The organism is Leucobacter sp. cx-42 (genome assembly GCF_014529985.1).
Classification (GTDB): domain Bacteria; phylum Actinomycetota; class Actinomycetes; order Actinomycetales; family Microbacteriaceae; genus Leucobacter.
The window spans coordinates 75,499-101,181 of the sequence record NZ_JACVMU010000010.1 but is presented as its reverse complement, the minus strand read 5'-3'; the positions used below and the strand labels follow the sequence as shown (position 1 = coordinate 101,181).

The window sequence follows — 25,683 nt, the reverse complement described above, 5'->3', positions numbered from 1 at the left end:
CACTGAGCTGCTGTGAGGTACGCCGGGGGCTGAGCGTGTGCTGTGACGCGCTTGCGCCCTCGGCGATCATCTACCGCAATGTCGGTGGTGCTCTGTAGTCTGAATCGCATGAGCAACGCAGCAAACGGCCCCCTCGTATCAGGCATCGACCTCGCTGAGCTCGATGCTGCCGTCCGCCCGCAGGACGACCTGTTCCGCCACGTCAACGGCAAGTGGATGAACCGCACCGAGATCCCAGCAGACAAGGCGCGGTACGGCTCGTTCGCCGTGCTCGCTGAGAACGCTGAAGAAGCGGTACGCGAGATCATCACCGGCACGCCAGCACCCGCGCCTGGCGCTCCTGCAGTGACCGAGGCAGACAAGGTGGCTGCGCTCTACGCAAGCTTCATGGACACCGAGCGTATTGACGCGCTTGGCGCTGAGCCAATTCGTGCAGACCTCGAGCGCGCGCTCGGCGTCGCCTCGGTCGACGAGCTCATCGAGGTCACCGCGCAGCTTGAGCGCGCTGGCGTCGGTGGCTTCTACGGCATGTTCATCGACAACGATCCGGGCGACCCCTCGCGCTACATCACCTTCGTGATGCAGGGCGGCATCGGCCTGCCTGACGAATCGTACTTCCGTGAGGAGCAGTTCGCTGAGATCCGCGAGCAGTACCGCGCGCACATCTCGCGCATGCTCGGCCTCGCTGGCGTTGCCGACGCAGACCGTCTGGGCGGCCTCGCGTACGAGCTTGAGGCGCGCATCGCGTCGTCACACTGGGACAAAGTCGCGAGCCGCGACATCCAGAAGATGTACAACCTGCGTGACTTCGCCGGCCTGCAGGAGCTGACCCCCGGTCTCGACTGGACGGCATACCTCGCAGCCATGGGCGCACCCGAGTCGGCATTCGCCGAGGTCGTCGCGGCACAGCCCGAGGCCATTGCCGGTCTCGCCGAACTTCTCGCTGGCGCACGCGACAACGCTGACGAACTCGAGGCATGGCGTGCATGGCTCGTCTGGCAGATCGTGCGCGGCTCGGCTGCCCTCCTCTCGCAGGAGATCTCGCGCGCAAACTTCGACTTCTACGGCACCGCACTCACCGGTGCGCCCGAGCAGCGCGAGCGCTGGCGCCGCGGCGTCTCGTTCGTTGAGGGCGCAATGGGTGAGGCAGTCGGCCGCATCTACGTCGAGCGTCACTTCGACGAGCGTGCAAAGGCTGCAATGGATGAGCTCGTTGCGCACCTCATCGAGGCGTACCGCGACTCGATCACCGACCTCGAGTGGATGAGCCCCGCAACCCGCGAGCGCGCACTCGAAAAGCTCGACAAGTTCACCCCGAAGATCGGGTACCCCGTGAAGTGGCGTGACTACTCGGCGCTCGTCGTCGACTCGGGTGACCTCATTGGTAACTCGCGTCACGTCTCCGAGCAGGAGTTCGTGCGCGAGCTCGGCAAGATCGGCAAGCCGATTGACCGAGACGAGTGGTTCATGACCCCGCAGACGGTCAATGCGTACTACAACCCGGGCTTCAACGAGATTGTGTTCCCCGCTGCGATTCTGCAGCCCCCGTTCTTCGACGTCACGTGGGACGCGGCGACGAATTTCGGCGCGATCGGCGCGGTTATCGGTCACGAGATCGGCCATGGCTTTGACGACCAGGGTTCGCGCTACGACGGTGACGGCAAGCTCACCGATTGGTGGACCGAAGACGACCGCGCAGCCTTCGAGAAGCTCACCGGCGCACTCATCGGCCAGTACAACGAGCTCTCGCCCGAGGGTGCTGACGGTCAGAAGGTCAACGGCGAGCTCACCATCGGCGAGAACATCGGCGACCTCTCGGGTCTCGAGATCGCGTGGAAGGCGTACGTTCGATCACTCGACGGCGCAGCATCACCCGTCATCGACGGTCTCACCGGCGCAGAGCGCTTCTTCCTCTCGTGGTCGACCGCGTGGCAGCAGAAGTCACGCCCCGAAGAGACCGTGCGCCTGCTGACGATTGACCCGCACTCGCCGAACGAGTTCCGCTGCAACCAGATTGTCGCGAACCTTGAGGCGTTCCACGAGGCGTACGCAACCAAGCCCGGTGACAAGCTCTGGCTTGACCCCGAAGAGCGCGTCAGCATCTGGTAATTCTTCGTCTAGTCTCGCTTGTGCGTCCGTGCGCTAGCGGGTGAGGCCGTAGACGCGGCAGTGGCCCGGGCACTTGATTGTGCCCGGGCCACTGCCGCGTTTTTGTAACGAAGTAGTTTACGCTTGCCTGGTTCTGTTGAGAATGAAACGGCAAGCCCGATTGTGCAATGCGGACGGAAGTCCCGAAGGCGCTTACTGATACGAAGCAGCCGCATCAACCTTAGCTTCGTAGCGAAAACTCTCTGAGCTGTGACGTTAGTAAGGCGCGTGAATCTTTGGTTAGTGTGCTGTAAGCAACTTTTTGAACGCGCTTTCGGAACTTTCGAAGGCTCTTTTTTTCTTTAGACAGTAGTCTTTCAGCCTCTTCAAGCATGCGAGCATCATGTTCAGTGGCCTCAAGCAACTCGGAGGCTTTGTGATACTCCTGCTTCCATTCTTGGAGCGCCCTGCCGGAAAGCTCATAAGGACGTGACCGCTCAAGCTTAGATAGCAGAATGTGACATTCTGCCCTCGAAAGCATGATTCGTCGACGCTGTTCTGCAAGCGCCGCAGTGATCCTTGCAAGTGCCGCTTCTGATTGCGAAATGCCACGAGAGATTTTCCGCAAGCGAAATCTTCGATATAAGGTAATCCGCTTCTTGGACAGAGGCGTTGTGAGGAGCATTACAGCCTCGCCGATGGGTATCGAGAACACTAAGAGAAGCGCACCGAATAGAGCGAAAAAGGCTATGACGGCGAGAGCTATGTCGAAAGTAGAAGGTGTGGACTTTGGCTGCCCGGTGAGGATGCTTGAAAGCGCTACAGAGAACGAAAAAGTGAGTGCGATTGAAACGACTAGCAGAGTCCTGCCAAGGACCCGCCTACCTTTCTTGGTAAGACCCTTCTTGCCGGAGAACTTCTTTGCATAATTCCGGGCCTCCAGTACAAGTGCTAATGCAAAGACAGGAACGACCTGTGCGACTACAACCCAGAAATCTCCGAGACCCTTGCTTGACATGATTTGAAGCGTAGCGGTTTTGGGGTTGTCCTACGGATGACTACTCATCTACGCCCTTTTTCGCTGCTCGTTCTGCCGCAATCTGCCCGAGCCCGTGAACGTAAGTTTCGATGTCCTCCGGCAGGATTTCGACTACTTCGCCTCGATCTAGCTGTGCGATGCCAAGGTTGACCGCGGCCTTCAAAGTCGCATATCGAGCTTCATCCGTTTCGACTTTTGCGAAAAGCGACGGAGTAACCTCAGGACGAGGCGCGCTTGGCAGCGCACGGGCCGCTTCAAGGGCTTCGGCGAGGGTGGTTTTCATGCCGCCAAGCCTATGAAGAGGCGAAAGTTCGGCAACGCGAATCCGCTTGTTGTCTTCCACTACCGGTCAGTGAGTTAACGTAGTCCTGCCTTAACGAAGGTGACGAGCGCGGCACGCACGAACTCGGCGCCCTGCGTGCCACCGTAGTTCGCGGCGAAGCGGTCATCGGCGACGTACATTTCTGCGAGGCCGAGCACGTAGCCGCGGAGGTCGCCCTCGGGATCTGCAGCCGGAGTGCCTGGCACACTGCGGAGCCACGCAACATGACGGGCCGCCAACGCCTGGCCAGCCTGGCCGGCGGGGTCTTCGCCGCGCTCCGCGGCTGCAGCCCAGTCGCGCGACAGCTCAGCTACCGCCGCCTGCCATTCAGTCTGGTCGCGTTTCGAGAGTGACCGCCACCACGCATCGCTCTGTTGGTAGGCGGCAGCGCCCCAGCGCTGCTCCACTTCTTCCCTGTGGACGGTGGGGTCAAAGCCCTCGAACATGTTCTCTGCCATGAGGTTCATCTCCTGAATATCTGGCTGTGAAGAAGACCGCTGGACCTGCGCCCCGTCGCGGTTCAGTGCCGCAATCGTGCGCTGCACCGAACCAATCTGTGCAGCCACCCGATCGCGCTCGCGTTCGAGCAGCGCGAGGTGTGACTCGAGAATCTCAACCTCGGCCGGTTTCTTGTCTGGGCGCCGGCTTGTCTGCGCATCCTGCGCCGCAAGCACCTCGCCTATGGCTTCGAGGCCGAGTCCGAGCTCTTTGAGTAGCAGGATCCGCTGCAGCCGCAGCAGCGCCCGATCGTCGTAGAAGCGGTACCCGTTCGTGCCGATGCGGCTCGGCTCGAGCAGGCCAATCGCGGCATAGTGTCGCAGCGCGCGCGACGTGGTGCCGGCCGCGCGTGCGGTCTGCTGGATCGAGTACTCCATGGTGCTGCCTGATTCTGTCTGTGGCTTTTGCTGTTTTCTAGCGAACGGTTGCTCACCACAGTTCACGTTAAAACTTGACGTTACGTCAAGGACAAGTGTGCTTGAAAAGCGCTTTCGCCGCAGAACGACCCAACTCACTTCTCCCCGGTAAGAAAAAGTGCCTCCGGTAAAACCAAAACGAACAAATGCGCCTTACCGACGCTCGATTGCATACTGAAGCGAAATAGCGAGAGGCGGAACCCAGCAAAGCAACTACTTCAATGGCAAGGTTGGCCAGCAGGGCCAACCGCGGCAGCCGGAATCAAGGTGCCACCCGGCTGGAATGACAAGAATTGGGGCTGCCGCGGGTGGCCGCGCGGCCACCCTTGCCTTGGGCCAGTCGTCTTTCGCCGCAGATATGCATTAGGCCGCTAATACGCAGAATTCGCCGCCAAACAACATATTGATGGCAGATCACATATTTGCGGCAAATGGTGGGGCGGAGGGGAGAAGGGAACGGAAGCCCGCACCCTTGCACACCCGCGCACCCCCAACATGGGCAAACCGTGCGTGCGCGCACGCGCAGAACCCGGCAAGATGGTGGGGTCGCCGTGTGAGCGGATCCGCGGCAGTGAAGGAGACGATGATGTCGGCGTTGATCGTGGGTTACGCCCGCACCCCGTTTACGAAGTTCACCGGCCAGCTCGCGGCTCAGCCCGCGACGGCGCTCGGTGCACACGCGACCGCGGCGGCGCTCGAGCGCGCTGGCATCGCGCCCGACCAGGTCGATCAGCTCGTCGCTGGCCAGGTGCTCCAGGCTGGAGCAGGTCAGAACCCCGCTCGCCAGACCGCTATCGGCGCGGGCATTCCGCTGAACGTTCCCGCGATCACGATCAACGCCGTCTGCCTCTCGGGAACTGAGGCGGTCTCGCAGGCGGTTCGCCTCATCAAGGCTGGCGAGGCGGATATCGTCGTGGCCGTCGGCCAGGAGTCGATGTCGCTCGCACCCCACACCATTGCCCTACGCGCTGGCGTGAAGTTCGGCCCCGGCACCCTCGTTGACACCGCCGAGCACGACGGGCTTACCGACGCATTCAGCAAGACCGCGATGGGCGCGCTGACCGAGTCGGGCAACGCCGATCGCGACCTCAAGCGTGACGAGCAGGACGCGATCGCAGCCCGCTCGCACCAGCTCGCAGCGGAGTCAGAAGACTTCCTCGCGGGCGAGATCGCACCCTTCACCGTGAAGTCACGCCGCGGAGACCAGGTCGTCGCCACCGATGACGGAATTCGCGCGACCACCACGACCGAGTCGCTCGCTGGTCTGCGCCCCGCGTTCGCGGCAGACGGCACGATCACCGCGGGCAACGCCTCGCAGATCACCGACGGCGCAGCTGCGCTCGTCATCGTGAGCGAGGCCGCAGCTGAGCGCCTCGCGCTGACCCCGCTTGCTCGCGTCGAGGCAACCGCGTTTGTCGCGGGCCCCGATACGCACTTGCATTCGCAGCCTGCGCAGGCGATCCGCGCCGCGCTTGCGAAGATCGATGCGGCTGCAACCGATCTTGCGGCCGTGGAAATCAATGAGGCATTCGCGGCAGTTTCGGTGCAGTCGGTGCGCGACCTTGGCATCGATGCCGACATCGTGAACCGTCACGGTGGTGCGATCGCGCTCGGCCATCCGATCGGCGCATCCGGGGCGCGGATCGTAGGTACGCTCGCCCGCCAGCTCGCCGAGCTGGGCTCCGGCTCACTCGGTGCGGCAGGAATTTGCGGCGGTGGCGGCCAGGGCAGCGCGGTCATTCTGCGCGCGGTCTAAACCTCAGCACGCACAAAGGGGCGGGCGTCCGGTATTCCAGACGCCCGCCCCTTTGTGCGCCCGAACTACGCCTGCACGTCGTGTGCGCGGCCGAAGACCATCCGCTCGCGCATGAGCGACAGGCCCGCGGCGGTCTGGGTAAGCGTCGCGAGGAGCACAACGATGAGGGGCAGCCACCAGTTGCCGCCCACCTGGAAGAGCCAGCCGAACAGCACCGGTGCGATACCCGCGATGAGGTAGCCGAGCGACTGCGACATGCCTGAGGCGGCGGCGGCGACGTCGGCGTTGCCCGAGCGTTGCACGACGAGGGTGAGGGCGACGCTGAGTGATGAGCCGGTCATGAATCCGCTCACCGCGAGCAGCGGCACGAAGATGCCGGGCGCCCCGATGAAGCCGATGGCGCAGAGCCCCATGATGAAGGGCAGCAGCGGCGGATAGATCTTCCTCAGCTTCCCGCGCCAGATGAACGGCGTGACAAACGAGCCGATCATTCCGCTCACGTGGTAGACCATGATGTGCGCGCCAGCGGCGATCGCTGTCGTGCCGCGCGACATGTCGACCGACACGAGCCAGGTCGCCCACGTGTAAAACGTCGCCGATTGGCATCCCATGTAGATCGCGATCGTCCACGCGACCCGATCGGTCCAGACGCGCAGTCCAAGCTTTGACTGCGGGGCGGCGGATCGAGCAGCACCTGCCGCGGCAGCGTCGCGATCCGCGCCCTCGCTCTTGGTCCGTACGCGCGACGCGATGACCCACAGAATGAGCGCGGGGAACGCGAGCAGGCCTGTCGCGAAGAGGCCGATGCGCCAGCCAAGCGGTTCGCCGCCGACCGGGGTGAAGTGGGAGATGGGGGCGACGATGCCCGCGCCGATGGCCGCGGCACCGCTGAGGAGAGCGGAGTAGACGCCCATCATGAGCGGGACGCGGGGCCCGAAGTCGCGCTTGATTGTTGCTGGGATGAGGACGTTGCCGACGGCGAGGGAGGCGCCGAGGAGGACGGTTCCGGCCCAGATATTGATGGGGGAGCCTGGCAGTACGCGCCACACGTTCGCGAGCGTGAGGGCGAGCAGTGCCCAGCTCACCGCGCGGTCGATGCCGACTTTTGCGGCGAACGACTGCGCGAGTGGCGAGAACGCGGCCCAGCTAAACAGCGGGATAGACGCGAGCAGTCCCAGTACCGCGGGGCTGCCACCCTCGGTCGCGGCAATCTCGTCCAGCAGCGGGCCGACGCCCGTGATGGTCATGCGCAGATTTAGCGCAACGAGGCAGACGGCGGCGATGAGTAAGACCCAGGTTGCTCGGCTGTGAGTCGGGGTCGGAGTGGGGGCCGCGTTTGTCATAGACGGCCACTCTATCTCGAATGTGTGTTGTGAACAGGGAGTGTTGAGCGGCGCGGAACAGCGTCTCAAATTTGGGCTTGCGAACCCGGCCGTAAGGGAGTTAGCTCATAGTGAACAGGTGGCAAATGATGCCCTCCGACCTGGCATTTCTGCTCACGGTTCGCTAAACTTGAGTCAACTAAGCTCAACTTTGAGCACGTGCGCCGCTTTGGCGCGATCCGCCCGCAGAAACACGACAGCAACGAAGGAGCGACATGCAGGCAAATTGGACTCCGGCCCAGGGCGAAGAGGGCCAGAGCGCACTCGAGCAGTTCGGCGTGAACCTGACGGAGGTTGCACGCTCGGGCAAGCTTGACCCGGTCATTGGCCGCGACGCCGAGATTCGCCGCGTGAGCCAGGTGCTGACCCGCCGCACAAAGAACAACCCGGTACTGATCGGTGAACCCGGTGTCGGTAAGACCGCCGTGGTTGAGGGGCTTGCCCAGCGCATCGTTGCTGGTGACGTCGCCGAGTCCTTGAAGGATAAGGAGCTCATCAGCCTCGACATCTCCGCGCTCATCGCCGGTGCGAAGTACCGAGGTGAGTTCGAAGAGCGCATGAAGGCTGTGCTGCAGGAGATCAAAGAATCTGACGGCAAGATCATTACCTTCATTGATGAGCTGCACACGCTCATGGGTGCTGGTGGCGGGGAATCCTCGGTTGCGGCATCGCAGATGCTCAAGCCCATGCTTGCCCGCGGTGAGCTGCGCCTCATCGGTGCGACGACCCTCGACGAGTACCGCGAGTACATCGAGAAGGACGCCGCCCTCGAGCGCCGCTTCCAGCAGGTGTACGTTGGCGAGCCAGCGGTCGAAGACACCATCGCGATCCTGCGTGGCCTGAAGGAGCGGTACGAGGCGCACCACAAGGTGACGATTGCCGACTCGGCGCTCGTCGCCGCGGCTTCGCTATCTGACCGCTACATCACCTCGCGCCAGCTGCCGGACAAGGCGATTGACCTGATCGACGAGGCTGCGTCGCGCCTCCGCATGGAGATCGACTCGGCCCCGATGGAGATCGATGAGCTGCGTCGCGCGGTTGATCGCTTGAAGCTCGAAGAACTCGCGCTCAAGAAGGAGAAGGACGACGCATCGAAGGAGCGCCTCGCGAAGCTGCGTGCTGACCTCGCAGTGAAGGAGACCGAGCTCAGTGGGCTCGAAGCCCGCTGGGAGCGTGAGCGCGCCTCGCTGAACCGCGTGGGTGAACTGCGTGAGCAGCTCGACCGCCTGCGTATGGATGCCGAGCGCGCCCAGCGCGAGGGCAACCTCGAGCGTGCGTCGAAGCTCCTGTACGGCGAGATCCCCGTCATTGAGAAGCAGCTTGCTGAGGCCGAGCGGGCCGAAGCTGCCGACCTCGTTGATGGCGAACCGCGCATGGTGAACGACCAGGTCACTGACGAAGACATCGCCGGCGTTGTGGCTGCGTGGACGGGCATTCCCGTTGGCCGCCTCATGCAGGGTGAAACTGAGAAGCTGCTCGCGCTCGAATCTGAGCTGGGGAAGCGTCTCATCGGCCAGACCGACGCGGTCACCGCGGTGGCTGACGCCGTGCGCCGTACCCGTGCTGGTATCGCTGACCCGAACCGGCCGACCGGATCGTTCCTGTTCCTCGGCCCCACCGGCGTCGGTAAGACCGAGCTCGCCAAGGCGCTCGCCGAGTTCCTCTTCGATGACGAGCACGCCATGGTGCGTATCGACATGAGCGAGTACGGCGAGAAGCACTCGGTCTCGCGACTCGTTGGTGCCCCTCCGGGGTACGTCGGGTACGAACAGGGCGGCCAGCTCACCGAGGCTGTGCGCCGTCGGCCGTACTCGGTCGTGCTGCTCGACGAGGTCGAGAAGGCACACCCCGAGGTCTTCGACGTGCTGCTGCAGGTGCTCGACGATGGTCGCCTGACTGATGGTCAGGGCCGCACGGTCGACTTCCGCAATGTGATCCTGATCCTCACGTCGAACCTGGGCAGCCAGTACCTGGTCGATCCCGATCTGCAGTGGGCTGAGAAGGAAAGCGCCGTTCGCGAGACCGTGCGCCGCGCCTTCAAGCCTGAGTTCATCAACCGTCTCGACGAGATGGTCATCTTCCACCCGCTGTCGCGCGAGAACCTCGCGCAGATTGTCGGGCTGTCGGTCGACCGTCTCCAGTCGCGACTGGCGGATCGTCGCCTCACCGTCGGCGTCACCCCGGCTGCGCGTCAGTGGTTGGCGGATCGCGGCTACGACCCCGTCTACGGCGCTCGTCCGCTGCGCCGCCTCATGCAGACCGAGATTGATGACCGCCTCGCGCGGGCCATCCTCTCGGGCACGGTGCACGATGGCGATGCGATCCGCATGGATGTCGCGGCGGATGGCAACAGCCTTGAGCTCCACAATGAGGGAGCTCCGGTCGTCGGTTCGAGCTTCGGCGCGGACTGCTAGCCGCACGAAAGTAATTTAGTTAAGCGGAGCACAGTGGTGGGTCCGGTGATCGCACCGGACCCACCACTTTCTGTTTTCAAGTTAGGAGACCTCGTATGCCAAATACGCCGTATCTGAGTGGAACAGAACGCACTCGCATGTCGGCCAAGGTCGCTGCGGGCCAGATCGGCTGGGTGCTGGGGAAACGCGAGTGCTCAGCGTCCGAGGTTCAAGAACGTGACTTGATGGTTCGTGAAGGAAATCTGAGAGTGTTGCGACTCTTGCCTGCACACGGCAATGACTGGCCACTATGGGGACGTGGTCTCGGTCCTGTGGAGCCCGCTGATGTCGGGCTGAGCGAATCGCTCGCGAGTGAGCTGAGGCACTGGGGAAGCCAATGGCAGCGAGCTGCAGATGCGGAGCTCGACGATGCTGACCAACTCAGCGAGGCACAGTTTCTTGATCGGGAGTGGTTTGTCCAGGGCGAAGAACTCTGCGAATTCCTTGCGGTAGAGGTTTGGGAACGTGCAGTTGTCGTGCCCGAGTTCCGGAGCTATTGGGGCGAGTTTTGAATGTCCCGGGGCCCAGAGTGGCGTAGCAAATGCTGCCCGGCTGAGCGCACAGCACGACGCGGGACTCACCCTGAGACAATAGAGGGGTGAGTCCCGCTTCTGATGTGTACCGTGCCGAGCGACTGGTCGCCCGGTTTAACCGTTCAACGAACCGTTTGATCGCAGGCACCCGCATGGGTGTCATGCCTGATTCGGCAGCGCCCGAAATGACCGCGACGCTGCAGCAGATGCTCGCGGGCATGGGCGCGCGCGTGACGGTGCTTGAACAGGGTGCCCCGGTGCCTGCTGACGTAGAGGTGGTGTTCGCGGCGGGAGCCGCAGCGTTGCCCACAGAAGCAGACGCAGACGCAGAAACGGCAGCAGCAGCGACCGGCCCGATCCGCATCGCCGAGGGCGCAGCCCTGGTCGGCCCCACGGCCACAGCAACCGAGGGCGATTCGCTCGCGAAGCGCGGTGCCGCACGCATCGAGTGGTCGCACCAGTACATGCCGATCACGCGCGAGCTGGCAGAGGAGTTCGCAGTGAGCGGCGCCCTGCGCGGTGTGCGCATCGGTGTCGTGCTCGTGCTCGAACCCAAGACCGCGGTACTCGTGCTGGAGCTTGCGCGCGCTGGCGCTGACGTGCGCGTCTTCGCGCCAGCAAACGAGGTTGATCCCGAGGCGGCAGCAGCCCTGCGCGCCCGCGGCATCGTCGTGCTCGCGAGCGACGACGCCGACGCAGAACACGAGGCAGAGCAAGCGCGTGACCTCATTCGCTGGCAGCCGCAGCTGCTCATTGACGACGGAGCCCACCTCATTCGCCTCGCGCACCTCATGCCCGAGGCGCGCGCCTCACTGCGCGGTGCGGCAGAGGAGACCACGAGCGGTGTCCGCCCGCTCCGCCACATGCACGCAGACGGCGAACTCGAGATTCCCGTCGTTCCCGTGAACGACTCGGCAGTGAAGACCCTCTTCGACAACCTGCACGGCACGGGTCAGACCTGCGTCTTCGCGATCGTTGATGAGCTCGAAACCCTCCGCGCGATGCGTCCGGTACCCCAGACAGCAGACGCGACCTGGCTCGTGCTCGGCTACGGCCCGGTCGGTGCAGGCGTCGCCCGTCACGCCCGCGCCCTCGGCGCGAAGGTCATCGTTGCAGAGCTCGACACCGTTCGTGCCCTCACCGCTGAAGCCGACGGTTACGACGTCGCGCTCGCCGCAGAGGCCGCCGCGATTGCTGACGTGATCGTCTCGGCGTCTGGTGTTCGCGACACGGTCGACCTGCCCCTCGCACGTCACGCTCGCCCCGGCACGATCTTCGCGGTCGCTGGCGGCGTTGACGCCGAGATCGACTTCGAGGGCCGCGCCATGCACGACCTCACACCCCAGATCAGCACGGTCGACGTTGGGGCTGCGGGATCCGCGCACGAAGTCATCATCTTGGCCCACGGTTACGGAGTGAACTACACGGCGAGCGGCGGCAACCCGATCGAGATCATGGATCTCTCGTTCGCCGCCCAGCTTGCCGCACTGCGCCAGCTCCTCGACATGGGAGCGCTCGGCGACGCGAAGCTCGCGCCGGGCATCTTCCCGCTCTCGAGCGATCAAGAGCAGCGCATCGCACGCCTCGCGCTCGCGACCCACGGCAGTACGGTCGACACGAAGAACGCCGCCCAGGCGCACGCCGCCGCTGATTGGCGCAGCCAGCGCTACCAAGCCCAGGCTGCCCCGAGCGATACGGGTGCGGATCGCACCGCAGTACCCGAGCAGGCCGGCAAGCCTGCGAAGCCGGCCGAAACCCCAACGGTGACCGTCTACAGCGCTGACCTGGTCATCCCGGTGACCGGCCCACGTATCGTGAACGGCGCCGTCGCCGTGCGCGGTGACCGCATCATGCACGTTGGTGACCGCGGCTGGGTCGTGCAGTCGCTGCGCGATAACGGCATCGACTTCGCAGAAGAGCACTGGGACGGCGTGCTCACGCCCGGTCTCGTGAACGGCCACACACACCTGCAGTACACGAGCATGGCTGAGGTTGCGAAGCGCACCTACAACGGCTTCGACGACTGGGCGCTCGCGTTTGACGCGATCTACGACCATCAGGTGCACGACTGGGCTGCCTCTGCAGCGCAGGGCGCGCGCCTCGCGCTCGCGAGCGGTACGACTGCTGCGGCAGATGTTGTGACGGACACCTCCGCGGCGACCGCCCTGCACGACGCCGGCATGCACGGCATCGCGTACTGGGAGGTCATGGGCTGGAGCAACGACGAGTGGCAGCAGACCGGCCGCGACCAGACCGCGCTGCAGCTCGACACTATGCCCGCGACCCCAGGGGTTGGCGTCTCGCCGCACGCCCCGTACTCGCTTGAAGTGCAGCCGCTGCTCGACGTCCCCGACCTCGTGCGCGGCCGCGGCATGCGCCTGCACATCCACCTCGCTGAAGCGCACATGGAGCTCGAACACCACTCGAACCACGATGAGTGGGCAGAGATGGGCGCTGAGAGCTTCCGCGCGCTGCGCAACCGCGGTGTCGGTGTGAGCTCAACCCAGTTCGTCGATCACCTTGGGGTGCTCGGCCCCGACTGCCACATCGCGCACGGCGTCTACATGACTGACCGCGACCGCTCGCTCCTGCGTGCCCGCGGCACCTCGGTCGCGCTCTGCCCGCGCTCGAACGAGGTCATCGGCCTCGACATGCCTCCCGTCGCTGCCTACTTGCGAGAGGGCAACCTCATCTGCGTCGGCACTGACTCACTGTCTTCCTCGCCGTCGCTTGACCCGCTCGCTGACGTCGAGTTGCTCTACAAGATTGCGCGCGAGCAGGGCTACGGCGACCACGACCTACACCAGCGCCTGTTCAATGCGGCGACCCTCGGCGGCGCGACCGCCCTCGGTCTCGGCGTTGGTCCGCAGCGGATCGGCCAGCTCGCCGTCGGTGCCCTCGCCGACCTCGCGTTCTTCGACATCGACGCTTCCGACCCCGACGCGGCTCTCGCGGAGCTCGTCGAGGCTGGCGCTGGCACGTGCCGCCGCACGATCGTTGCCGGCGTTGAGCGGTTCCGCGCGTAGCGATCCGCACCCCACGACTGACTTCTCCACCAGAAAGAGTGCAGCAGATGACTGACGCAGCATACGATCCGATTACTGAGCTCGGCCTTGAACCGCATCCCGAAGGTGGCTACTACCGCCGCATGTACACGGCGACCGATGCGATTGAAACCGCCGGCGGTCTGCGCCCCGCAGTGACGCTCATTCACTTCTGGCTGCCCGCCGGTGACCGCTCTGAATGGCACGTCGTCTCGTCAGACGAGATGTGGCTGTGGCACGGTCCCGGCCCCCTTGAACTGCAGCTCGGCGGCACGGGAGAGAACCCGGTCGACGGCGAGAAGATTTTGCTCGGCGCCCCAGGAACCCCTGGCGCGAAGCAGCAGGTACTCGTGCCCGCAGGGGTCTGGCAGCGCACCAACCCCGGCAGCGAAAATGTCCTCGTGAGCTGCATGGTTACGCCAGGTTTCGACTTTGCCGACTGGCGTCTCGAGACCGAGTAGAATTGACCATTAGCGCGCAAATCCGCAGCCGCGCGCCAGAACCTTTTGGAGACAAACAGTGAACAGCAAGTTCCTTCGTCGTTCGTCCGCAGTAGCGGGCGCCCTCGCAGCATTGCTCGCGCTCTCGTCGTGTGCAGGCGCTGACACGGCAGCAGAGACCACTCACGGCCTCGAGACCGTTACCCCGGGCAAGATCACCATTGCTACCGGCAACCCGGCGTACTCGCCGTGGGTAGAGAATGATGACCCCGAGTCGGGCGAGGGCCTCGAAGCAGCCGTTGCGTACGCAATCGCTGACGAGCTTGGCTTCGCCAAGGACGAGGTTGTTTGGACCCGCACCCCCTTCGACGCGGCAATTGCGCCGGGTCCGAAGGACTTCGACTTCAACATCCAGCAGTACTCGGCTACGCCCGAGCGTGAGAACGCTGTCGACTTCTCGACGCCGTACTACGAGACCGGCCAGGCTGTTGTCACCACCGAAGATTCGAAGGCAGCAAGTGTTGCATCGATCGCTGACCTGAAGAACGTCAAGCTCGGTGTTGCAGCAGCTTCGACCTCGATCAAGGTTGTCAAGGAAGTTGTGGGCGTTGACCCCCAGATCTTCAACAGCACTGAGGACGCAGTCATGGCGCTCCAGGCTGGCACCATCGACGCGCTCGTCACCGACATCCCCACCGCGTTCTACAACGCGTACGGCGTGCTCGAGAACGGCAAGCTCGTTGGCCAGATCGAAAGCTCGCAGGCTGGCGACAAGCTTTCGGTGCTCCTTGCAAAGGATTCGTCGCTGACGAAGCCCGTGAGCGAGGCAATCGACACCCTTCGTGAGAACGGCACGCTCGATGAGCTCGCTGAGAAGTGGATCGCTGACAACAGCGGCGCTCCGGTTCTGAAGTAAGGCTTTTCACGAATTGTCTTCAGTGACTTCAAGTGACCACGGCGCCCGACCTGTACCCAGTGAGGTAGAGGTCGGGCGCCGTGCGTTCCGTCGCAAGCAGAGCGTTAAGTCGCTCGCCATCAGCATCCTCAGCACGATCGTCTTCGCGATCGTTGTCTGGATCGCGCTCGTCAACAGCCCCGGCTGGGAAGACGTCAAGCGCTCGTTCTTCGACTGGGAGATCGCAAAGGCCTCGGCCCCCGAGATTCTCAAGGGCCTCTGGCTCAACGTCCAGGTGCTGTTCTTCACCTCGATTCTCGTGGCGATCTTCGGCTCGCTGCTCGCGATCGCTCGTACGCTCAAGGGCGCGGTCTTCACCCCGATCCGCCTTGGCGCAGCTCTGTACACCGACTTCTTCCGTGGCATTCCCGTGCTGCTCGTCCTGTACTTGGTTGGCTTCGGTCTGCCCGGTCTCGGCTTCGTCGGTCACCTGCCCATGCAGGTCTGGGGCGCAATCGCGCTGACCCTGACCTACTCCTCGTACATCGCAGAGGTGCTTCGCGCTGGTATCGAAGCCGTGCACCCCTCACAGCGCATGGCAGCGCGCTCGCTCGGCTTGAGCCACGCGAAGACGCTCCGCCTCGTCGTCATGCCGCAGGCCGTCCGCAAGGTCACGCCCGCGCTCATGAACGACTTCGTGTCCATGCAGAAGGACGTCGGCCTGATCTCGGTGCTCGGTGCGGTTGACGCGATCCGCGCCGCCCAGATCGAGGTCGCAAGCGCCTACAACTTCACGCCGTACGTCGTCGCGGGTATCTTCTTCGTGCTGCTGTCGTGGCCGATGATCCGCGTGACTGACTGGTACACCGCCCGTGCACAGCGCCGCGAGCAGATTGGTGGTCAGGTATGAGTGCCGACCAGGCAACAACGCCCGTCCTCAGCGTCCGTGGCGTCCAGAAGTGGTTCGGTGAGACCCCGGTCCTGCGCGGCATCGATCTCGATGTCAACGCGCACGAGGTCGTCGTGCTCATCGGTGCGAGTGGCTCGGGTAAGTCGACCCTGCTGAAGACCATCAACCTGCTTGAGCGGGTAGATGACGGTCAGATCTTCCTCGGTGACGAAGACATCACCGACCCCCGCGCGAACGTTGATAGCGTGCGCGCCCGGGTTGGCGTCGTGTTCCAGCACTACAACCTCTTCCCGCACCTCTCCGTGCTCGACAACGTCACCCTTGCAAGCCGCAAGGTATTCGGCGTCTCGAAGCGCGACGCAGAGAAGCGCGGCATGGAACTCCTCGAGCGCATTGGCCTCGGCGCGAAAGCGAAGGAATTCCCCGACCGTCTCTCTGGTGGTCAGCAGCAGCGCGTGGCGATCGTGCGTGCGCTCGCGACTGATCCGCGCCTGCTTCTGCTCGATGAGATCACGAGCGCGCTCGATCCGCAGCTCGTCGGGGAGGTCCTTGACCTCGTAGGCGAACTCAAGCAGTCGGGCTCGACCATCGTCATGGCCACCCACGAGATGTCGTTCGCGCGTAAGGTCGCAGACCGCGTCGTCTTCCTCTCGAAGGGTCGCCTCATCGAATCGGGAACCCCCGAGCAGATCTTCGAAAACCCGCAGCATCCCGAGACGAAGGAATTCCTCTCGCGCGTTGCTGGGCTGTAGCGGCTCTGAGGCGTCTCGCGCCGTACGCTGAAGCCCCGTGCACCGATTGGTGTGCGGGGCTTCAGCGTGCCGCAGGAACGCTCAGTAACGTACTCACATCGCAGGGGTGTGCATCTGCCTCGCGCAATGCGGGCACCCCTGCGATAGCCTGGAATGATGATCGGACGCAGCGTTGCACCACCGTCGGGACGTATTACCCCGGGCCTGATGCTCGTCCTCGGATACATCTCGATGGCCGGTTCGCTCTCGACCGATCTGTATCTTCCGGCGTTCCCGAGCATCGCTGAGGCGTTCGGAGTCGGCGCATCTGGTGCACAGCTCACACTGACGGCGTTCCTTATTGGCGGCGCGTGCGGTCAGCTCATCATCGGCTCGATCTCGGATGCCCTCGGCCGCCGCTTCACGCTGCTGATTGGCCTCGCGATCTTCGCGCTCTGCGGCGTCACGGTCGTGTTCAGCCTGTCGATCGAGATGTTTATCGCCGTGCGGTTCTTGCAGGGCTTGGCTGGCGCTGCCGGAACAGTGCTTGCGCGTGCGGTGATCTCGGACATTTCAGATCCGCGCACGACCGCGAAATCTTACAGCGTGCTGTTCGTCATCATCTCGTTCGGTCCCGCGCTCGGTAATCCGCTTGGCGCGTGGCTCACACAGCTCGGCGGATGGCGCGCCCCCATGGTCTGCCTGAGCCTGCTCTCGGTGGGCATGTTCATCGCCGCGGCGCTCAAGATCCCCGAGAGCTTGTCGCTCGACAAGCGGCAGCCGTTCGACGCGCGCGTCCTCGCTGGCAACATTGGCTCCCTCGTGCGCAAGCCGCAGTTCATGGGCTTCGCGCTGGCATTCGGCCTCGGATACGCCGCCATGATGGTCTACATCAGCGCCTCGTCGTTCATCGCGCAGGGCATCTACGAGCTCTCACCAGTTGAGTACTCGCTGATCTTCTCGTTCGGCTCGGTGACGTTCATGGTCGGCGCCCTGTTCAATGCACGCCTCGCTGGGCGGATCGGTCCCCACCGCTCACTCCGCGTCGGGCAGAGCATCCAGTTGCTGATGATCGTCACGGGCGCAGCGCTCGCGCTCATCGGCGTCTTCCCGCTGCCCGCATACATCGCGATCATTGGCACGTTCACCTTCGCAACGGGCATGATCATGCCTGGCGCATCGGCGCTCGCGGTCGGGCAGGCGGCCGGCATGGTCGGTGCCGGATCGTCGATCGTCGGCTTCGGCCAGTTCCTCTTCGGTGCGCTGGGCACCCCGCTCGGGAGCGTCTTTGGCACAGACAGCGCGGCCCCGACCTTCCTCACGATGCTCGTCCTGTCGGGCGGCTCGTTCGTGATGGCCGGGGTCGCGATTCGCCGGCTCGCGCGCGATGCGCGGAGCGCGAGCTAACTAGCCGCGGAGCGCTGTGAGCAACGCTTCGACGTCGGCTTCGGTCGTGTCGAAGGCACACATGAGGCGGTAGAGGTCGGCGTCGCCGCCGGGCCAACCGCCGAACGCGAAGGCCGCCTGGCCGCGCGCAGCCATGTCGGCTGGCAGATGCGCGAAGACGGTGTTGGATTCGACGGCGTGCGCGATCCGCGCCCCCGGAATTTCTGCGATACCCGCTGCGAGGCGAGCCGCCATTGCGTTCGCATGGGAGGCGGATCGATCCCACAGATCGCCCTCGTACAGCGCGAGCAACTGCGCCGAAACGAAGCGCATCTTGGAGCCGAGCTGGAGGTTGATCTTGCGGAGGTGGGGGAGTCCTGGCGCGGATCCGGGACGCAACACCACCACAGCCTCTGCGCCGAGCAATCCGTTCTTGGTGCCACCCAGGCTCAGAATGTCGACGCCAGCGTCGGTCGTGAGCTCGGCGAAGGTCGCGCCAAGGAAGGCGGCTGCGTTCCCGAGGCGCGAGCCATCGAGGTGCAGGAGCATGTCGTGCTCGTGCGCGAAGTCAGCGAGCGCGCGGATCTCAGCCGCGGTGTAGACCGTGCCAAACTCGGTCGACTGCGAGATCGAGATGACCGACGGTTCAGCGCGGTGCGGATTGCCGAAGCCCCACGCCTCGCGGGCAGCGAGCTCGGGAGTGAGCTTGCCGTCAGGGGTGTCGACGGTGAGGAGCTTGAGTCCGCCCGTCTTCTCAGGGGCGCCGGTCTCATCGGTCGCGATGTGTGCCGTGCGAGCGCAAATGATCGCGCCCCATCGTGGCGAGGCAGCCTGCAGCGAAAGCACGTTCGCGCCCGTGCCGTTCAGTACGGGAAACGCCTCAGCCTCGGTGCCGAAGAGCTGCTTCACGAGATCCTGGAAGCGGCCCGTCCACTCGTCGCCGCCATACGCCGGCTGGTGACCGACATTCGCCTCAGCGATTGCCGTAAGAACCTCGGGGTGAATGCCTGCCCAGTTATCGGACGCGAAGGATGTGGTGCTCATTGCTTCAGCGTACGCCTGTTGGGGCGGGTGGCGTGCCGGTGTTACGCGAGCGGATGCTTGGGCATCTCGCCCTCACCGGGGTAGTACTCTTCTTCTTCCTCGCGCTTGTCACGCGAGTCATTGATCGCGAAGGCGACCGCGATGCCGCCGATCGCGAAGGCAATGATGCCGAGCGGGTTGCAGAGGGCGATGGACATGCCGATCGAGAGGCCGCCACCTGAAGCAGGGCTCACGATCGAGACGAGCTCGCCCGCGACCTCGTTCGGCACCGTGAGGCCGAAGCCGACCGCGCACGCCCACGACAGGATGATTGCGACGACCGTGCTGCGGCTCGTGCGCTTGCCGTTCGCCACCGTCACACGCATGCGCTGCGCAAGCCAGAGCTGGAGCGCCGCGAACGTCAGGCCGATGCAGGGGAGGTACCACCACGTCAGCGGGCCGCCAATGCCGAATGCCCAGTGGCTCAGCGACATCCAGGCTGCGAGAAGCAGTCCGATCGTGGTCACTACTGCGTTCTTCACGGTGTGGGCTCCTTTGTGAGGTGCTGGTGGGGCGGTGACAGTGTGTGCTTGCGCGTATCTTTGGTGTGCGTTTCTCGCACCCGAATCGAGCAATCGACACGCCCGCATTTCTTCATCGATCCTAATGCCTGAGCCAAAAATCCACCTAAAAGGGGGCTGATTTGCGTGAGTCCAAAATCTATTGGTACTGTATAGCAGTTGTCATCGACAACGACGCCCCGATAGCTCAGTGGTAGAGCACTTCCATGGTAAGGAAGGGGTCGCCAGTTCAATCCTGGCTCGGGGCTCTGACTCTTTTGGTCTTCGGGCCGAGTATGGCTGAGTAGCTCAGCTGGTTAGAGCGCACGACTCATAATCGTGAGGTCGCGGGATCGAGTCCCGCCTCAGCTACGAAGAGTCGCGCAGAACCCCCGCTTTTGGCGGGGGTTTTGTTGTTTGTGTCTGCTTTTCTGCAGGTGGTCGCCTTGTGACACGCCGTGTGTGTGGGATTTCGCACCGGTGATGGTGCTTGTTAAGATAGAACGGTTGTCGCAAGATAACTACGCCCCGATAGCTCAGTGGTAGAGCACTTCCATGGTAAGGAAGGGGTCGCCAGTTCAATCCTGGCTCGGGGCTCTGGCTTGTTTCTCTCTTGCAGAGAATATGGCTGAGTAGCTCAGCTGGTTAGAGCGCACGACTCATAATCGTGAGGTCGCGGGATCGAGTCCCGCCTCAGCTACGACAAGCCGATTAAACCCCCTGGTTCGCCAGGGGGTTTTGTTTTTTCTCGGGTGAAGGTCATGTCGTTGAGCTTGGTTCGCCTTGCTCGATGAGCGCGTTCGTTGCAGGCCACACCTAGCGCGCGCTGTTGCTCAGGGAGCACTGCGGTGCCCATCGGTCGCATGTGGGGCTGACCGGCACACACCGTTAGCTCACCGGAACGAGCCCGCAGGTTTCGATCGGGGGCGGCGTGACCGGCAGGGTGACGGGCTTCCACGGGGATTTGCGGCCGTCGAACGTGAGCAATTGCACCTCAACGAGGGTGTTACGAATGTCTCCTGGCGCGAGTCCGTCCCACTTCTCGAGCGGGTTGAGGGGTTCCGTAAACCACCAGTTGCCATATCCGGTAACTGTGGTGACGCCATTTGCGACGATGAGTTCTACGGGATGCTTGGCGGGTGGCTGTGTGATGCGCACCTTTACGTAACCGGGGTCTGAGGCTACGCCCGCAAGATTGATCGAACCCGGACCTTCGTGCTCGAAGAAGCACAGCTGGTTTGGGAAGAGTGAATGATCATAGCCATCATTCGGCGTCTCACCACCAGTGTCGCCATCACCGTCGTCGCCACCGTCTGTGCCGCCGTCTTCATTTCCGTCGGTTCCGGGATCGGGCTTCTCACCGGTGCCGGTGCCATCGGAGTCGCCATCGCCAGATGAGTCTGGCCCGTGGGTATCGGTGCCTGTCGGTGGCTCGGTATTGCCGTCGAACACCGCCACGCCATCGTTCTGCGGATGTGAGGGGTCGGCGCCTGGTTCGGGGCGCTCTTCCTGTGCGGAGAGTGCACTCGGATCTGTAATGGGGGTAGACAGCTCTGAGGTGCTGTTACCTGGAACTGAAACACTGGTGTCCGGAGTTGGGGCAGCAGTGGTTTCTTCGGCCGTTGGCGCCAGCACGCCTGCCGCAATCGCAATGGCGCCTGCGGCGCCGAGCACAGTGGCGCTGCCCGCTGCGACCGCATTGACCGGAGAACGCAGCAGGGACAGGAAGCCCTTCGCCCCAGCGGTGCCGGCACTCGCAGAGCTTCCACTCGCGCCGGCCGCTGTAGCTCCCGCCGTTGCGGCAGCTACAGCCTGCACACCCGCGTCGCCCGCGGTGAGAAAATCGGGCGGGACGAGCGTCCCGGCAGCACCGTCGGCAGGTGGAAAAAACCCCGCGGCCGAAGCGGGGGCTGTCTGCCCGAAGGCATTGAGGAACAGCGTCGAAGACCCGCTGCCGACGATGAGCAGGAGGAGCGCGGGCACGATACGACGCTTGGCGGTGTCGAGCTCGTACGCAGCATTGCGGCAAAACGCACAGTCATCAAGGTGCGACTGGAGCTCATTGGAGAGCTTCGTCGCGAGACGCCCGCGCTGCAGCTTCAGGAGTAAGCGCAGCGGGCGTTCGCACTCTGGCGCGTGACGCTTGTTTGCGAGGTGGGCTTCGATCCATGCAAAGCGTAGCCCCTCGCGCGCTCGGGCGGCGAGCTTCGAGACACCGTTCGGGGAGATTCCCATGAGCTTGGCGACCTCGCGGGGAGGTAGCTGCTCCACTTCGGTGTACCACAGCACCGATTTCCACCGTTCGTCGAGCGCAAGGAATGCCTGTACGGCAATTTCGCCCTCGAGCACGCCGTCGTCCCAGGGCCAAGCTGTGTCTGTGTCTGGGACCGTGTCGAGCGGTTCGCGGGTTGACGTGACGATCGGATCGCGTTCTTGCAGCCAATCAGCTGAGAGTGATCGGAGCACCCGATACATATAGGGACGGAACGCTTCAGTCGGGCCTTTGCCCGCTTTGAGCGCACGGAAGATCTTGAGAAATGCTTCCGAAACGAGGTCTTGAGCATCAAGCGAGGGCGCGAAATTGCGCGAAGCGGTTTCGGCTGCCCGGGCATGCCTGTTCCACAGCTCCCCGTATGCGTCCACATCACCTGATCGAGTTGCTTCAAGCAACACTGAATCGGGTGCTGTGCGCACCTGAATATGGGCCATTGAGTCCTCCCCAAACTCGTACCCCAGTGCTGGCCCAGGTACAGCTTGTACCGGCCAAACGGCGTGAAACGCCGCGAATCCCCAGCATCCAGTATGCGTTGAATATGCGATTAATGCACACCTGTAGTGAATCTTCTGATGAATTTTTGTGATTCGCGTCACGATTCATGTCCTTTGCCGGTGTGTATTAGTGGGCCCGGCTTCTGTCTCCAAGAATCCCCTTTCTCAGTGCGGGAGTCGGGCCTCTAAACGTGAATGCGTGAACTACACGCATCTATGGGGGGAAACATGGTGGAGAATTCGGCGCGCGCGAAAGCGCGGCGGAACGCTTCGGGAGTAGGACTTCCGGGGATCGCGAACACACAGGAGCAGCGTGGGGAACGCCGCAGCGTGTGGTCACGGATCGTTGCTGGAATTGCGGCAATCGCAGTTGGCATTGGTCTGGTGAGCGTTGCGGGTACCGCAGCGCAGGCTGCCGTACCCGGCATCAATATTTCGGTGTTGTACAAGGGGGCGGTCGTTGCAGATGACACGGTGATCCCCGAGGGCGAACAGATGATGCTGCGTGTGCAGTACGACGCTGCGCAGCAGATCGCAGGCAAGCAGATCAAGTTCACGCTGCCGAAACAGGTCACGGTGTCCGGCGGACTCCCGAAGAACGAAGCCGTCGAATCTGCGGTGCAGAACGCAGATGGAACCTACACGGTGACCTTCAAAGATCCGCTTCCCGGAGACATCACTGAGGGCGCATTCGCTATTCAGCTCGTCGTGGGCAAGGTTGACGGAAACACTGAGTCGCCCATCAGCTGGGAGATCGGTGACGACTCTGGCGGCGTGAAGATTATTGTCGAGGAGACGGTGACCCCGCCTGAGAACATCACCGATAGCTACGCAAAGGCAGTGAACACCAACCTTCTCGACGAGTACGTCGTGATGGGCGATGCGCCAGAGTACGCGTTTGTGGGGCTCAAGCCAGAGCTGGCCGACAAGAAGCTGACCTACACGCTCACCATGCAGTCGGCTGACGCGCGTACTGGTTACGCCATTGCAGACGCCCTGCCCCAGGGGCTGAGCTATGTCGCAGACTCGTTTGTGGCAGAGCTCACCGCCGCAGGCGAGACGAACGCGATTGGGTTTGCGCCCACCGTTACCGGCAACAGCTTCGCAGGTGTCGTTGACGTGCCTGCGCAGTCGGTGCTGAAGATCACGTACGACGTTCAGGTCACCGACCTCGAGCAGCTTGAGTCGGCACTGCGCGAGCAGTTCCGAGATCGCAAGGGCGTTCCTGGTGTGTACCAACTCCAGCTGACGAACACCGCAACCTTCGGTGATGAACACGAGCGCAAGACTGACGTGTACCTGCGTGGAAACATTCCTGGCGTGGGCGCCGGTCACTATTTCGGGAAGAGCGGCAACTGGAACCTGCGTGATGTCATCGCTGACGAGCAGGGCAAGCTCACGCCTGCCGCGCCTATGACTTACACCCTGAGTGCGAACCTCACCCCGTGGGACGAGCGCAATGCGAACTTCACCCTGCAGCAGAACGCCGTCATCAGTGACACGCTCATCGAGCAGGCGTCGTGGAAGACCGGTGACGGGTTCATCACCATTGCCGGCGAGGGCCCGCTCACTGCGCTGACCGAAGCGGCTGGCTTTAGCGGATCCGCCGCAGATTTCGCCGCAGAAAAGTACGTCGGCCAGTATGCCGTCGTGGGCCAGACGTTGTTCGTCAATGTCGGGAAGAACAAGGGAACCAACGTTCAGATCAAGGTCAAGGCCCAGCTGAACACGGTTGCCGGTCTGCCTGGCAATGACCAGACCACCGTTGTTGGGGGTACTTCGTACCCCTGGAACAACAAGGCTGAGTTCTACTTCGGCGATGGCAACCCGGTGAAGAAGGAGCACAACGCGCAGGTTGTCGTGCTGCCCAAGGACATTGAGGGCGGCGTCAACGATACCGCTGCGTTCACAAAGACTGCCGGCGCTGAAGAGGTTCGCGTAGTCCCTGGTGAGAGCGCAAAGGTGCCGTACCGGTTCTCGATTGACACGGCGAAGCCGAAGGTTGATCCGCTGACGAGCCGCATTGTCGATCAGATCAACACCGAGATCTTCGACGTTACTGACCTTGCGTCGATTCCTGTCTCGGGCACGTATGGCGGTGCGAACCTCACCCGCGAGCACTTCGCGCTGAGCGCTGACAAGTCAGGCAACGTTGTCATCGAGCTGAGCGAGGCGGGCAAGCAGGTTGTTGCTGCGCAGCCCAAGCACCAGCGCTGGACTATTGATGTCATCTTCACGACGGTTCCGCTCACCGGCAAGCAGACGCTCGAAATTTACAACCGCGCGACCCTGCACAGTGTCGACTCCGACTGGGATTACTGGAGCGAAGACGAATCGGAAGCCACCTCGTTCGGCGATGAAGCAGAGATGCGCAAGCGCGTATTCGATCGCGAAACCGGCAAATGGACGGCGAACCTGAACGCGGTCGTTGAGGACGGCGCGTTTGTCGACGACCGTTTTGTGTATGCGATCGAGCTGATCCCGCGCGGCAGCTACGGCACTGATTTCCCCGTGAACATCTTCACGCGTGAAGACGTGCTTCCGGAATCGGTCGAGTTCCTTGGCTTCGTTGAACTCGACGCAGATGGGGTGCCGAACCTGGAAAACACCACAGACGCAGAGACTGACATGCGCGGCAACGTGCGTTCGAGCTATGCGGACGGTGTCGTCACCATTCGCCAGGCTGACGGTACGAACCTTGATCCCACCGAGGGGCGGATCGTCACGTACTTCGCGGTTCGCGCGACCGACGCGTCGAAGCCGATCGTAAACACGATTGCCGGATCAGAAGCTGTGATTACCCCGGTGGGTGATCCGAGCATCGACATTGAGAAGTGGAACGACGAGGGTGAGACGCCCGAGTACGACGCTTCTGGCGCACTCACGAACGACGGATACGAGGGTGATCACGACGCGGCTCCGGGGTTCCCGTTGACCGAGGGTGAAGAGCAGAAGATCAACTTCACGGTCTCGAACGATGGACGCGAAGATCTCATCGATGTGCGCGTGAGCGACAAGCTCATCGACGGCGTCGGAGAGATCACGAACCTCGTCTGCACGTTCCCTGACGACTCAACCGGCACTGAGTGGGCTGGCCCGTTCAAGATCGGCACGCAGTTCTCGTGCACCGGAACCCTGCCGGGACTTGCACTCGATGAGTCGCACAGTGATCGCGCAACGGTGACGGCGGTGGGTATCCACACGGGCAAGCAGGTTGAGGATTCGGACGACTGGCACGGTGCCACCCCGATGACTTCGGTCCCGATCGACCCGGAGCCGGGTGTGGATCCCGGAGTGAAGCCGGGTACCGGACCGACCGGTGGCCTTGCGTTGACCGGTGGCTCGACGCCGTGGGTGATTGCGGGCATCGCCGCACTCATCCTTGCGGCAGGTGGAGCGCTGCTTGCGCGCCGCCGTCGCTCGGCTTAACGAAGAAAT

Annotated in this window: 18 protein-coding genes and 4 tRNA genes; 15 read left to right on the top strand and 7 right to left on the bottom strand. The window is 63.2% G+C overall.

Annotated features, from left to right (window positions below):
* Window positions 1–108: 108 nt before the first annotated feature.
* Window positions 109–2,109 carry a M13 family metallopeptidase gene (locus ICM05_RS10510; RefSeq protein WP_188024546.1) on the top strand — a complete coding sequence of 667 codons (2,001 nt, stop codon included), beginning with the start codon at window positions 109–111 and terminating at the stop codon, window positions 2,107–2,109.
* A gap of 220 nt (window positions 2,110–2,329) precedes the next feature.
* On the opposite strand, the gene ICM05_RS10505 is transcribed toward ICM05_RS10510, so the two are convergent.
* From ICM05_RS10505 to ICM05_RS10495, 3 genes are read right to left on the bottom strand one after another with little or no spacing between them, the layout of a single operon-like run.
* The gene (locus tag ICM05_RS10505) at window positions 2,330–3,106 is read right to left on the bottom strand and encodes a hypothetical protein (RefSeq protein WP_188024544.1); all 777 of its coding nucleotides are present in this window, start codon (window positions 3,104–3,106) and stop codon (window positions 2,330–2,332) included.
* A gap of 40 nt (window positions 3,107–3,146) precedes the next feature.
* On the bottom strand, window positions 3,147–3,470 hold the full coding sequence (locus tag ICM05_RS10500) for a hypothetical protein (RefSeq protein WP_188024543.1): 324 nt from the start codon (window positions 3,468–3,470) through the stop codon (window positions 3,147–3,149).
* Window positions 3,471–3,484: 14 nt separating this feature from the next.
* The gene (locus ICM05_RS10495; RefSeq protein ID WP_188024542.1) at window positions 3,485–4,324 is read right to left on the bottom strand and encodes a TipAS antibiotic-recognition domain-containing protein; all 840 of its coding nucleotides are present in this window, start codon (window positions 4,322–4,324) and stop codon (window positions 3,485–3,487) included.
* Window positions 4,325–4,949: 625 nt separating this feature from the next.
* Between ICM05_RS10495 and ICM05_RS10490 the strand changes: the two genes are divergently transcribed.
* Window positions 4,950–6,119, top strand: coding sequence for an acetyl-CoA C-acyltransferase (locus ICM05_RS10490; RefSeq protein WP_188024592.1), 1,170 nt, complete (start codon window positions 4,950–4,952; stop codon window positions 6,117–6,119).
* A 65-nt stretch (window positions 6,120–6,184) separates the two neighbouring features.
* Here ICM05_RS10490 and ICM05_RS10485 read toward each other — a convergent pair whose 3' ends face one another.
* Complete coding sequence (locus ICM05_RS10485) at window positions 6,185–7,462, bottom strand: MFS transporter (RefSeq protein WP_188024541.1); 1,278 nt, start codon at window positions 7,460–7,462, stop codon at window positions 6,185–6,187.
* A 254-nt stretch (window positions 7,463–7,716) separates the two neighbouring features.
* Between ICM05_RS10485 and ICM05_RS10480 the strand changes: the two genes are divergently transcribed.
* The 8 genes from ICM05_RS10480 (at window position 7,717) to ICM05_RS10445 (ending at window position 17,914) form a co-directional block, all read left to right on the top strand.
* Window positions 7,717–9,915: an ATP-dependent Clp protease ATP-binding subunit gene (locus ICM05_RS10480; protein WP_188024540.1), complete on the top strand. Its 2,199-nt coding sequence runs from the start codon at window positions 7,717–7,719 to the stop codon at window positions 9,913–9,915.
* Window positions 9,916–10,163: 248 nt separating this feature from the next.
* Window positions 10,164–10,466 (top strand): hypothetical protein, encoded by a 303-nt coding sequence (locus ICM05_RS10475; protein WP_188024539.1) that lies wholly within the window; start codon window positions 10,164–10,166, stop codon window positions 10,464–10,466.
* 86 nt (window positions 10,467–10,552) lie between these two features.
* Window positions 10,553–13,513 (top strand): adenosylhomocysteinase, encoded by a 2,961-nt coding sequence (locus tag ICM05_RS10470; RefSeq protein WP_188024538.1) that lies wholly within the window; start codon window positions 10,553–10,555, stop codon window positions 13,511–13,513.
* A gap of 47 nt (window positions 13,514–13,560) precedes the next feature.
* Window positions 13,561–13,992: a cupin domain-containing protein gene (locus ICM05_RS10465; protein ID WP_188024537.1), complete on the top strand. Its 432-nt coding sequence runs from the start codon at window positions 13,561–13,563 to the stop codon at window positions 13,990–13,992.
* 58 nt (window positions 13,993–14,050) lie between these two features.
* The gene (locus tag ICM05_RS10460; RefSeq protein WP_188024536.1) at window positions 14,051–14,887 is read left to right on the top strand and encodes an ABC transporter substrate-binding protein; all 837 of its coding nucleotides are present in this window, start codon (window positions 14,051–14,053) and stop codon (window positions 14,885–14,887) included.
* Between the two features lie 22 nt (window positions 14,888–14,909).
* Window positions 14,910–15,776 (top strand): amino acid ABC transporter permease, encoded by an 867-nt coding sequence (locus ICM05_RS10455; RefSeq protein WP_188024534.1) that lies wholly within the window; start codon window positions 14,910–14,912, stop codon window positions 15,774–15,776.
* The gene (locus tag ICM05_RS10450; protein WP_188024532.1) at window positions 15,773–16,528 is read left to right on the top strand and encodes an amino acid ABC transporter ATP-binding protein; all 756 of its coding nucleotides are present in this window, start codon (window positions 15,773–15,775) and stop codon (window positions 16,526–16,528) included. Before ICM05_RS10455 ends, ICM05_RS10450 begins: the two co-directional genes overlap by 4 nt.
* A 156-nt stretch (window positions 16,529–16,684) precedes the next feature.
* Window positions 16,685–17,914: a multidrug effflux MFS transporter gene (locus ICM05_RS10445; protein WP_188024531.1), complete on the top strand. Its 1,230-nt coding sequence runs from the start codon at window positions 16,685–16,687 to the stop codon at window positions 17,912–17,914.
* Here the strand turns inward: ICM05_RS10445 and ICM05_RS10440 are convergent, their stop codons facing one another.
* Together ICM05_RS10440 and ICM05_RS10435 are read right to left on the bottom strand one after the other, a co-directional pair.
* Entirely contained in the window at window positions 17,915–18,937 is a 1,023-nt protein-coding gene (locus tag ICM05_RS10440) for a low specificity L-threonine aldolase (protein ID WP_188024530.1), read from the bottom strand.
* A 41-nt stretch (window positions 18,938–18,978) separates the two neighbouring features.
* Complete coding sequence (locus ICM05_RS10435) at window positions 18,979–19,458, bottom strand: hypothetical protein (protein WP_353055886.1); 480 nt, start codon at window positions 19,456–19,458, stop codon at window positions 18,979–18,981.
* Window positions 19,459–19,673: 215 nt separating this feature from the next.
* Between ICM05_RS10435 and ICM05_RS10430 the strand changes: the two genes are divergently transcribed.
* The 4 genes from ICM05_RS10430 to ICM05_RS10415 all read left to right on the top strand — a co-directional run bounded on the left by ICM05_RS10430 (window position 19,674) and on the right by ICM05_RS10415 (window position 20,176).
* A tRNA-Thr gene (locus ICM05_RS10430) sits at window positions 19,674–19,745 on the top strand.
* Between the two features lie 29 nt (window positions 19,746–19,774).
* A tRNA-Met gene (locus ICM05_RS10425) sits at window positions 19,775–19,848 on the top strand.
* 153 nt (window positions 19,849–20,001) lie between these two features.
* Window positions 20,002–20,073: transfer RNA gene (locus tag ICM05_RS10420), tRNA-Thr, on the top strand.
* Window positions 20,074–20,102: 29 nt separating this feature from the next.
* Window positions 20,103–20,176 (top strand) — tRNA-Met (locus ICM05_RS10415).
* Between the two features lie 188 nt (window positions 20,177–20,364).
* Here ICM05_RS10415 and ICM05_RS10410 read toward each other — a convergent pair.
* Window positions 20,365–22,185, bottom strand: coding sequence for an RNA polymerase sigma factor (locus tag ICM05_RS10410; protein WP_188024529.1), 1,821 nt, complete (start codon window positions 22,183–22,185; stop codon window positions 20,365–20,367).
* A 288-nt stretch (window positions 22,186–22,473) separates the two neighbouring features.
* Between ICM05_RS10410 and ICM05_RS10405 the strand changes: the two genes are divergently transcribed.
* The gene (locus ICM05_RS10405; RefSeq protein ID WP_188024528.1) at window positions 22,474–25,674 is read left to right on the top strand and encodes a hypothetical protein; all 3,201 of its coding nucleotides are present in this window, start codon (window positions 22,474–22,476) and stop codon (window positions 25,672–25,674) included.
* The last annotated feature ends 9 nt before the right edge of the window (window positions 25,675–25,683 follow it).

Excerpts from the sequence above, each read along its gene's own strand:
- ICM05_RS10510 (WP_188024546.1), top strand. The coding sequence starts at position 109 with ATGAGCAACGCAGCAAACGGCCCCCTCGTATCAGGCATCGACCTCGCT.
- ICM05_RS10450 (WP_188024532.1), top strand. The coding sequence starts at position 15,773 with ATGAGTGCCGACCAGGCAACAACGCCCGTCCTCAGCGTCCGTGGCGTC.
- ICM05_RS10410 (WP_188024529.1), bottom strand. The coding sequence starts at position 22,185 with ATGGCCCATATTCAGGTGCGCACAGCACCCGATTCAGTGTTGCTTGAA.
- ICM05_RS10465 (WP_188024537.1), top strand. The coding sequence starts at position 13,561 with ATGACTGACGCAGCATACGATCCGATTACTGAGCTCGGCCTTGAACCG.
- ICM05_RS10440 (WP_188024530.1), bottom strand. The coding sequence starts at position 18,937 with ATGAGCACCACATCCTTCGCGTCCGATAACTGGGCAGGCATTCACCCC.
- ICM05_RS10405 (WP_188024528.1), top strand. The coding sequence starts at position 22,474 with ATGGTGGAGAATTCGGCGCGCGCGAAAGCGCGGCGGAACGCTTCGGGA.
- ICM05_RS10445 (WP_188024531.1), top strand. The coding sequence starts at position 16,685 with ATGATCGGACGCAGCGTTGCACCACCGTCGGGACGTATTACCCCGGGC.
- ICM05_RS10480 (WP_188024540.1), top strand. The coding sequence starts at position 7,717 with ATGCAGGCAAATTGGACTCCGGCCCAGGGCGAAGAGGGCCAGAGCGCA.
- ICM05_RS10505 (WP_188024544.1), bottom strand. The coding sequence starts at position 3,106 with ATGTCAAGCAAGGGTCTCGGAGATTTCTGGGTTGTAGTCGCACAGGTC.
- ICM05_RS10485 (WP_188024541.1), bottom strand. The coding sequence starts at position 7,462 with ATGACAAACGCGGCCCCCACTCCGACCCCGACTCACAGCCGAGCAACC.
- ICM05_RS10490 (WP_188024592.1), top strand. The coding sequence starts at position 4,950 with ATGTCGGCGTTGATCGTGGGTTACGCCCGCACCCCGTTTACGAAGTTC.
- ICM05_RS10495 (WP_188024542.1), bottom strand. The coding sequence starts at position 4,324 with ATGGAGTACTCGATCCAGCAGACCGCACGCGCGGCCGGCACCACGTCG.